This window comes from Schnuerera sp. (assembly GCF_035459645.1).
GTDB lineage: Bacteria > Bacillota > Clostridia > Tissierellales > Tepidimicrobiaceae > Schnuerera.
Genome location: NZ_DATHXO010000257.1, coordinates 1 through 2,170 on the forward strand (window position 1 = coordinate 1; position 2,170 = coordinate 2,170).

The window sequence follows — 2,170 nt, forward strand, 5'->3', positions numbered from 1 at the left end:
ATATTGCTTGGTTAAGAAAAATTCAAGAATTAGAATGGAATGGAATGAAGGACATTGAAGTTAAATTTCCATTAATTGAAGATATTAAAATGGATATCTCTAAACAATATGGAATGATTCAACCGGAACAATCAACTACACAAGCAGTTCGGGCAGTTTTCATTATTGATCCTGAGGGAATTATTCGCACTATTCTATATTATCCACTCTCAACGGGGAGAAATTTTGATGAAATAAAAAGAGTTATTCTTGCTTTACAAAAAGCAGATAAAGATGCTGTGGCAACACCTGCAGATTGGCGTCCTGGTGATGATGTTATTGTCCCTACAGCAGGTTCCTGTGGGGTAGCTAAAGAAAGAATGGAAAGCGATGCTGAAGATCAATATTGTTTAGATTGGTTCTTATGTTTTAAAAAAGAGAATAAATAGCTTGAAGAAAGAAGACCGTTAGTCACGAGGCTGCTGAAAAAGTCCCAATTGATGTACCAATTAAGGAACGAATAAAATCGTTCCTTTTTGTATAGTAAAATAACACTAAATATGATAAAATATATATAGTATATAAAGGTTATAATGGTGAAGGATATGCTACCAAATCAAGAAAAATTAATACTATCGGAATACATTGGAATATATGAAGTTATAATAAAAAGGGATCATTGGATTAGGAAACTACATGATATAATTGACTATGATTTTATATATGACGAATTAAAAGATAAGTATTGTTTGGATAATGGTGCAATGGCATACAACCCAATAAAACTATTTAAGCTGTTAATGCTTAAAGGAAAATATAAGTTAAGTGATAGAGACTTAATAGAACGTGGTGAAACAGACATGGCTATTAAGTACTTTTTAGACCTTGCTCCAGAAGATAATATGCCTCATCATACCTTATTGACTAAGTTTAGAAAACTAAGATTAAATGACGAGTTAATATTACAAAAGCTATTATCTAAAACGCTAGAGGTTGCAAATAATTTAGGAATAATTAAAACAAAAACTATTATAGTAGATTCTACACATACAAAGAGCGTTTATAATCCAAAATCACCAATAGAGATATTAACCGAAGAAAGTAAGGCTTTAAGAAAAACTGTTTACGAAATTAAAGCAGAGTATAAAGATATGATGCCATCTAAACCAACAAGTAGGGATTTAGATGATCACATAAAATATTGCACTGAATTAATAGATTTACTAAGAAGTGACGAACAACTAGCATTTTATAATGCTGTTTCAGAAAAAATAAACTACTTAGAAGAAATAGTGAATGACGATATAGAAAATAAAATATCTCTAAATGATGAAGAGGCAAGAATTGGTCACAAAACAGCTGATACATCTTTTTTCGGTTATAAAACCCATATTGCCATGAGTCCAGAAAGAATTATAACAGCTGCAGTTGTTTCAACAGGAGATAAAGCAGATAATACATATACCCAAGAATTAATAGAACAATCCATAGAGAACGGTTATGATGTTGATATATTGATTGGTGATGGTGCTTACTCAGGTAAGAGTGATTTAGAATATGGGAAAGAAAACAATATTAAAATAGTTTCAAAAACAAATCAATATGTATATAGTGGAAACCCAACAGCGAGCCGCTGTAAAGGGTTTACTTTTAATAAAGATGCAGGAATGTATGTTTGTACTGCAGGACATATGGCGATAAAAAAAGTTAGAAATGGTGGGAAAAAGCACCCTGATAAAGCACAACAAACAACATTCTTCTTTGATGTAAATAAATGTAAAGTATGTCCATATAAAGATGGTTGCTATAGTGAAGGAAGTAAAACAAAGACTTATACACATAGGTTACCTTCTAAACTACATCAAGATCAAGTAGACTTCCAAAACTCAAAAGAGTTTAAAGAACTATATAAAGAAAGATATAAAATAGAGGCAAAGAACTCTGAACTTAAAAATAGCTATAGTATGGCAAAAACCTATACAAGTGGCCTTTTTGGTATGCAATTACAATCGATAATATCGATATTCACAGCAAACCTTAAAAGAATAATAACAATAGAGAGTAAAAACAACAAAACATAAAGCAAAATAACATAGTATTATTATAAACAAAACAAAAACCGGAATACTTGAACTTTTGCGTTCGTTATTCCGGTTTTTATTTTAAGTTGTTCACAACGGCTAAAAAATAG

2 protein-coding genes are annotated in these 2,170 nt (G+C 30.7%); both read left to right on the forward strand.

Going from position 1 to position 2,170, the window contains the following annotated elements; all coding sequences use genetic code 11:
• A partial coding sequence (locus VK998_RS06130; RefSeq protein WP_325226601.1) for a redoxin domain-containing protein occupies positions 1–428 on the forward strand: 428 nt, incomplete at its 5' end.
• A gap of 156 nt (positions 429–584) precedes the next feature.
• Entirely contained in the window at positions 585–2,060 is a 1,476-nt protein-coding gene (locus VK998_RS06135) for an IS1182 family transposase (RefSeq protein WP_325226603.1), read from the forward strand.
• Positions 2,061–2,170 lie beyond the last annotated feature (110 nt).